The organism is Streptomyces sp. NPDC006339 (assembly GCF_040612775.1).
GTDB lineage: Bacteria > Actinomycetota > Actinomycetes > Streptomycetales > Streptomycetaceae > Streptomyces.
This window is the reverse complement of sequence record NZ_JBEXQW010000072.1, coordinates 22,564-30,068: the sequence shown is the minus strand read 5'-3', so window position 1 is coordinate 30,068 and position 7,505 is coordinate 22,564. Positions and strand designations below refer to the sequence as shown.

The following is a 7,505-nucleotide window of genomic DNA, read 5'->3' as shown; positions in this document are numbered from 1 at the left end:
CACTCCTCCACCCTCTACCTCAACCGCCCCATGGTGGAGCTCGCCGAGCGCATCGCCGCCCTCTCCGGCATCCCCGACGCCCGCGTCTTCTTCACCACCTCCGGCACCGAGGCCAACGACACCGCCCTGCTCCTCGCCACCGCGTACCGCCGCTCGAACCAGATCCTGGCGATGCGCAACAGCTACCACGGCCGCTCCTTCTCCACCGTCGGCATCACGGGCAACCGCTCCTGGTCGCCCACCGGCCTCTCCCCGCTCCAGACCCTGTACGTGCACGGTGGCGTCCGCACCCGCGGCCCGTACGCCCAGTACACCGACGAGCGCTTCGTCGAGGCGTGCGTCGCGGACCTGGAGGACCTGCTCGGCCACACCCGGGACGTCGCCGCCCTCATCGCCGAACCCGTCCAGGGCGTCGGCGGCTTCACCTCCCCGCCCGACGGCCTCTACGCCGCCTTCCGCCGCGTCCTCGACCGGCACGGCATCCTGTGGATCGCCGACGAGGTGCAGACCGGCTGGGGTCGCACCGGCGACCACTTCTGGGGCTGGCAGGCGCACGGCCAGGCCGGGCCGCCCGACATCCTCACCTTCGCCAAGGGCATCGGCAACGGCATGTCCATCGGCGGGGTCGTCGCCCGCGCCGAGATCATGAACTGCCTCGACGCCAACTCCATCTCCACCTTCGGCGGTTCGCCCGTCACCATGGCCGCCGGGCTCGCCAACCTCGCGTACCTCCTGGAACACGACCTCCAGGGCAACGCCCGCCGCGTCGGCGGCCTCCTCATCGAACGGCTCCGGGCCGTCACCGCCGGCATCGACGCCGTACGCGAGGTCCGCGGACGCGGCCTGATGATCGGCCTCGAACTCACCGAACCGGGCACCGACCGGGCCGACCCCGACGCCGCGGCCGCCGTCCTGGAGGCCACCCGCGCGAACGGCCTGCTCATCGGCAAGGGCGGCGGCCACAACACCAGCGCCCTGCGCATCGCGCCCCCGCTGTCGCTCACCGTCGCCGAGGCCGAGGAAGGCGCGGCGATCCTCGAACAGGCCCTCCAGACCCTCTAGTTCGCAGGGGAGATGTCCCGTGAGCACCCGCACACTCATCAGGGGCGGCCTCGTCATCACGGCCGCCGACGAACTGCACGTGGACGTGCTGATCGACCACGGCCGCGTGGTGGCCCTGGCGGCGCCGGGAACCCAGCAGTGGACGGCCGACCGGGTGATCGACGCCTCGGGCAAGTATGTGATCCCGGGCGGGGTCGACGCGCACACGCACATGGAGCTGCCCTTCGGCGGCACCTTCGCCTCCGACACCTTCGAGACGGGGACGCGGGCGGCGGCGTGGGGCGGGACGACCACGATCGTCGATTTCGCGGTGCAGTCGAAGGGAGAGGCGCTGGAGGCCGGGCTGAACGCCTGGCACCAGAAGGCGGACGGCAACTGCGCGATCGACTACGCCTTCCACATGATCATGTCGGACGTGAACGAGACGACGCTGAGGGAGATGCCCCGGCTCATCGAGCACGGCGTGACCTCGTTCAAGCTGTTCATGGCGTATCCGGGCGTCTTCTACTCGGACGACGGGCAGATCCTGCGGGCCATGCAGAAGGCCGGCGACACCGGCGGCCTGATCATGATGCACGCCGAGAACGGCATCGCGATCGACGTCCTGGTCGAGCAGGCGCTGGCCCGCGGCGAGACCGACCCCCGCTACCACGGCGAGGTCCGCAAGGCCCTCCTCGAGGCGGAGGCGACCCATCGGGCCATCCAGCTCGCCCGCGTCGCGGGCTCCCCGCTGTACGTCGTCCACGTGTCCGCCGAGGAGGCGGTGGCCGAACTGGCGGCGGCCCGCGACCTGGGACTGCCGGTCTTCGGCGAGACCTGCCCGCAGTATCTCTTCCTCTCCACCGACAACCTCGCCGAACCGGGCTTCGAGGGCGCGAAGTACGTGTGCTCCACGCCCCTGCGGCCGCGCGAGCATCAGGCCGCGCTCTGGCGGGGGCTGCGGACCAACGACCTCCAGGTGGTGTCGACGGACCACTGCCCCTTCTGCTTCAAGGGCCAGAAGGAGCTGGGCGTCGGCGACTTCTCCAAGATCCCCAACGGTCTGCCGGGCGTCGAGAACCGCATGGACCTGCTCCACCAGGCGGTGGTGGACGGGCACATCTCGCGCCGCCGCTGGATCGAGATCGCGTGCGCCACCCCGGCCCGGATGTTCGGCCTGTATCCGCAGAAGGGCACGATCGCGCCGGGCGCGGACGCCGACGTCGTCATCTACGACCCGCACACCACGCAGACCCTGTCCGCGGCCACCCACCACATGAACGTCGACTACTCGGCGTACGAGGGGAAGACCGTCACCGGTCAGGTCGAGACGGTGCTGTCGCGCGGCGAGGTGGTCGTCGAACGGCGGAAGTACGTGGGCCGCGCCGGCCACGGCATGTTCGTGCCCCGCGCCACCTGCCAGTACCTGGGCTGAACCACCGCAGGATCTCACCGCACCGATTCGAACTTGGAGGTCCCCACGTGGACTTCGGACTCGTCCTGCAGACCGACCCGCCCGCCTCGCAGGTCGTCGGCCTCATGCGCCGGGCGGAGCGCAACGGCTTCCGCTACGGCTGGACCTTCGACTCGGCCGTGCTGTGGCAGGAACCGTTCGTCATCTACAGCCAGATCCTGGAGCACACCAGGAAGCTCCGCGTGGGCCCGATGGTGACCAACCCGGGCACCCGGACCTGGGAGGTGACCGCCTCCACCTTCGCCACCCTCAACGACATGTTCGGCAACCGGACCGTCTGCGGCATCGGCCGGGGCGACTCGGCGATGCGCGTCGCCGGCCGCAAGCCCAACACCCTGGCCCGGCTCGGCGAGGCCATCGACGTCATCCGCGACCTCGCGGAGGGCCGCGAGGCGGTCGTCGACGGCAACCCGATCCGCATCCCGTGGGTGAAGGACGGGAAACTGCCGGTGTGGATGGCCGCGTACGGCCCCAAGGCGCTGGCCCTCGCGGGGCAGAAGGCCGACGGCTTCATCCTCCAGCTCGCCGACCCGTTCCTCACCGAGTGGATGGTCAAGGCCGTCCGGGAAGCGGCCCGGGAGGCCGGCCGCGACCCGGCCGCGATCACAATCTGCGTGGCCGCCCCCGCGTACGTGACCGCCGACGACTCGCCCGAGGCCCTGGCCCACGCCCGCGACCAGTGCCGCTGGTTCGGCGGCATGGTCGGCAACCATGTCGCCGACCTCGTCGCCCGGTACGGCGAGCACTCCGCCATGGTCCCCGAGGCGCTCACCGCGTACATCAAGAACCGGCAGGGCTACGACTACAGCCACCACGGCCGCGCCGGAAACCCCTCCACCGACTTCGTCCCCGACGAGATCGTCGACCGCTTCTGCCTCCTCGGCCCGGCCGAGGCCCACATCGCGAAGCTCAGGCACCTCCGCGACCTGGGGGTCGACCAGTTCGCCGTCTACAACATGCACGACCACCGCGAGGGCACCATCGACGCGTACGGCTGCGCCGTCATCCCCGCCCTGAACGCGTAGCGGCCGGCGGGATGCCGGTGTGGCAAACCGGTGACCTCCCGGAGCAGACGCGTGATCTCGATGGACTCCTATCCCTGTTCACCGCGCCGGAGGGCGTCGTCGATCTCGCTGAGCTTCCCGGGGGACAGGACGGCCGCCCGCTCCATCAGGTCCTCCCGGGACACGGTGGTCAGCCACGTGCACGGGGTGAATCCCGGGCGCGGCAACGCGATCCGCAGCACCCCTTCGAGCGGCAGCCCGTCACCGGCGCCGACCGGCACCTCGATGCCCAGACCGCTGATGTCGAAGCCCGCCGGAGCGACGACCTGCATCACCTGGAACCCGGACGCGTCGTCTCCTGACAGCAGGACGACCAACCTCCGCTCGTCGAACTGGACCCACCAGACTTCGCCACGTCGCACAAGCCCCACCTCATTCCGAATGAGCAATAAGTGGCCACGGAAACACATGGACAGGCGGTTGACGGCTGGGAAGTATCGCGGCCAACGGTGATCGGTGGACCGGTCCTGCCCGCGGAGGCGGCCGGTCCGTCGGCACGAGATCAACCGAAGGGGAGGACGCGTGGTGGCATTCGCACCACGATCGAGGCGATCCGGCTCCGCCAGAGCCGTCGCCTTCATCGCAGCCTCGGGACTGTGCCTGTCGGGGGTGGGCCTGGCCGGTCCCGCGCAGGCATCCGAGGTCCGGCCGCGACAGCAGTCGACCGTCGCCGGAGCGCACGCACAGGCACAGGCACAGGCGCACGCACAGGCGGCGGCACCGGATCGGCGGGTCACGCTGATCACCGGTGACCGGATCACGCTGAAGGGCGGCGACCCGGCCCGGGCCTCGATCGAACCGGGCGAGGGCCGACGCGACGTCAGCTTCCGTACGTACCGCCTGAAGGACCACCTGTACGTCTTACCGTCCGACGTCCAGGACCGCATAGCCGGCGGGAGCCTGGACCGGCGGCTGTTCGACGTGACCGGTCTGATCAAGGCCGGCTACGACGACACGTCGACCACGGCGATCCCGGTGATCGTGACGTACGCCGACCAGCAGGCCCGCAAGCGGTCGGCCGCACCCGGCACGACCGTGACGCGCCCGCTGCCGGTCGTCAACGGCGCGGCGGTGAAGGTGGACAAGGCGACGGCGGGCGCGTTCCTGACCGGCGCCGTCTCGGCGCGCTCCACGGCGGGCATCGAGAGGATCTGGCTCGACGGCAAGCGGGAGATCAGCCTCGACCGGTCCGTCCCGCAGATCGGAGCACCGACCGCCTGGCAGGCCGGGTACACCGGCAAGGGCGTGTCGGTCGCCGTCCTCGACTCCGGCGTCGACGCCACGCACCCGGACCTGGCCGGCCGGGTCGCGGGCGCGAAGAACTTCACCGACGAGGCGGCCGAGGACCTGGTCGGCCACGGCACCCACGTCGCCTCGACGATCGCCGGCACCGCGGCGGCCTCGGACGGCCGTCACAAGGGAGTCGCGCCGGACGCCACGCTGTACGACGGCAAGGTGTGCGCGCAGTTTGGCTGCCCCGAGTCGGCGATCCTCGCCGGGATGGAGTGGGCCGCCCACGAGGTGCACGCGAAGATCGTCAACCTCAGCCTCGGCGGCCCCGACACACCGGAGACCGACCCGCTCGAGGAGGCCGTCGACCGGCTGACCGCGCAGACCGGCACGCTGTTCGTGATCGCGGCCGGCAACGAAGGCCCCGATGAGGAGACCGTCGGCTCTCCGGGTAGCGCGGACGCCGCCCTGACCGTCGGTGCGGTGGACGAGCGGGACCGGCTGGCCCCCTTCTCCAGCCGCGGCCCCCGGGTGGGCGACGGGGCGATCAAGCCCGACGTCACCGCGCCCGGTGTCGGCATCGTCGCGGCCAAGGCGGAGAAGTCGAGCATCGGTACGCCGGTGGGCGACCGGTACCTGCGGCTCAGCGGCACCTCGATGGCGACCCCGCACACCGCCGGCGCGGCGGCTCTGCTCGCGCAGCGGCACCCGGACTGGACGCCCGCCGAGCTGAAGGGCGCGCTGATGGCCTCGGCGAGGCCGGCCGCCGACCAGACCGTGTTCCAGCAGGGCGCCGGCCGCGTCGACGTCGCCGAGGGCATCACGCAGAGCGTGATCACCGAGCCGGGCAGCCTCTCGTTCGGTACGGCGATGTCACCGCACGACGACGACACCCCGGTGACCAGGACGCTCACCTACCGCAACCTCGGCGACCGGCCGGTGACGCTCGACCTGACGGCGACGCTGGCCGGCCCCGACGGAAACCCGGCCCCGGACGGAGCGATCCGGCTCAGCGCGAACACGCTCACCATCGCGGCCGGCGGGACCGCGTCCGTGCGGGCGACATCGGACACCGACCACGGCGGCCCCGACGGCGGCTACTCCGGCCGGATCACCGCGACCGCCGGCGACCTCACGGTCCGGACCGCGATCGGTGTGGTCCGGGAGGAGGAGAGCTACGACCTGACCGTCAGAAGCGTCGGCCCCGACGGGGAACCGATGGCCGCCATGGGCGTGGTCTTCGGCCTCGACAGGGACCTCTTCACCTGGATCCGCAACGACCACGACGGCACGTCGAAGCTGCGGCTGCCCAAGGGCGAGTACTCGGTGGAGAGCATCATGGCGCTCGACGGCCCGGACGGCCAGGGCGGTGCCACCTATTACCTCGTCCAGCCGAGTCTGCGGCTGACCGGGAACACCACGCTGGTCCTCGACGCGCGGACCACCAGGCCCGTCAAGGTCACCGTGCCGCACACCGACGCCGAGATCGCGCTCGCCGGCATCGGCTACCTGCGGCGGTCCGCCGACCAGCTCCGCTCGCTCGACTCGGGAGGTCTGTTCCGCGACCTCGACGACGTCCACACCGCACAGCTCGGCGCCTCCCTGCCGCCGGAGCAGATGACCGGTCATGTCTCGTCGCAGTGGGGCAGGCGCTCCGCCGACGGGACGTTCACGAACACGCCGTACCTGTACAGCCAGCTCGACACCACACCGGGCGGCTTCCCGACCGGATTCCTGCGGCACGTCACGACCGACGACCTGGCCGTCGTCGACCAGACCGTCCACGCCACCTCCGACCGGCAGGTCGAGCGGATCGTGGTCGGCACCGCGCCGAACACGGGCGCGATCTGGGCGGCCGTCCTGACCGCCGATGCGCCGGTCACCACGAAGCTGCTGCTGTTCGGCGACGCCTCGGCCCGCTGGAGCACCACCATCGGAGAGGTGGTCCCGCACCCGGACCCGGACTACCCGTTCCCGATTCAGATCAGCTCCCTGACCTCGCCGTCCACGCACCACACGCCCGGCGAGACCTACCGTCAGCGGCTCAACGCGGCCGTCTTCAGCCCGGCGCCGCTGACCGCGACCCGGCAGGGTGACGTGCTGTTCCTGTCGACCGCGGCGGCGTCGGACGCCGACGGGAACGTGGGCGGCAGTCTGACCGACTCCGCGTACAGCAGGCTCTACAAGGACGGACAACTCCTCGCGGACGAGCCGTTCTTCGGCTACGCGAGCAGGAGCGGGCTGCCCGCCGAGAGGGCGACGTACCGGCTGGAGACCTCGCAGACGCGGCAGACGTACGCCACGTTCAGCACCCGGACCGATCTGAGCTGGACCTTCTCCTCGGCCGCGACGACCGGGGAGACGCCGCTGCCGGTGCTCGGCGTGCGCTACCAGCCGAAGGTGGACAGCCGGAACGTCGCCGACCGCAGGCCGGTGACCGCGCTGCCGGTCGAGATCGTCGCCCAGCCGGGCGCGTCGCTGCCCGGCATCGACAAGCTGGAGATCCAGGTCTCCGGCGACGAGGGCACGACCTGGCGCAAGGCCATGGTCGTACCGACCGGCAAGGGCACGTACAAGGCGGTCTTCCGCACTCCCGAGGACGGGAGCACCGTCTCCCTGAAGGCCCAGGTGATCGACGCCGACGGCAACGTCACCGATCAGACCGTGATCGCCGCCTACCCGCTCCGCTAACGCGT

5 protein-coding genes are annotated in these 7,505 nt (G+C 71.3%); 4 read left to right on the top strand and 1 reads right to left on the bottom strand.

Annotation, left to right across the window (positions count from 1 at the left end):
• The 3 genes from ABZ135_RS35940 to ABZ135_RS35930 form a co-directional block, all read left to right on the top strand.
• A partial coding sequence (locus tag ABZ135_RS35940; RefSeq protein WP_356702101.1) for an aspartate aminotransferase family protein occupies window positions 1-1,062 on the top strand: 1,062 nt, incomplete at its 5' end.
• A gap of 19 nt (window positions 1,063-1,081) precedes the next feature.
• Window positions 1,082-2,476 carry a dihydropyrimidinase gene (gene hydA / locus ABZ135_RS35935; protein ID WP_356702099.1) on the top strand — a complete coding sequence of 465 codons (1,395 nt, stop codon included), beginning with the start codon at window positions 1,082-1,084 and terminating at the stop codon, window positions 2,474-2,476.
• A gap of 47 nt (window positions 2,477-2,523) precedes the next feature.
• A complete protein-coding gene (locus ABZ135_RS35930; protein WP_356702097.1) occupies window positions 2,524-3,540 on the top strand; it encodes a TIGR03842 family LLM class F420-dependent oxidoreductase in 1,017 nt (338 codons plus the stop codon).
• 68 nt (window positions 3,541-3,608) lie between these two features.
• Here ABZ135_RS35930 and ABZ135_RS35925 read toward each other — a convergent pair whose 3' ends face one another.
• A complete protein-coding gene (locus ABZ135_RS35925) occupies window positions 3,609-3,941 on the bottom strand; it encodes a type II toxin-antitoxin system PemK/MazF family toxin (protein ID WP_356702095.1) in 333 nt (110 codons plus the stop codon).
• Between the two features lie 163 nt (window positions 3,942-4,104).
• On the opposite strand from ABZ135_RS35925, the gene ABZ135_RS35920 reads away from it, so the two are divergent.
• Window positions 4,105-7,500: a S8 family serine peptidase gene (locus tag ABZ135_RS35920; RefSeq protein WP_356702093.1), complete on the top strand. Its 3,396-nt coding sequence runs from the start codon at window positions 4,105-4,107 to the stop codon at window positions 7,498-7,500.
• The last annotated feature ends 5 nt before the right edge of the window (window positions 7,501-7,505 follow it).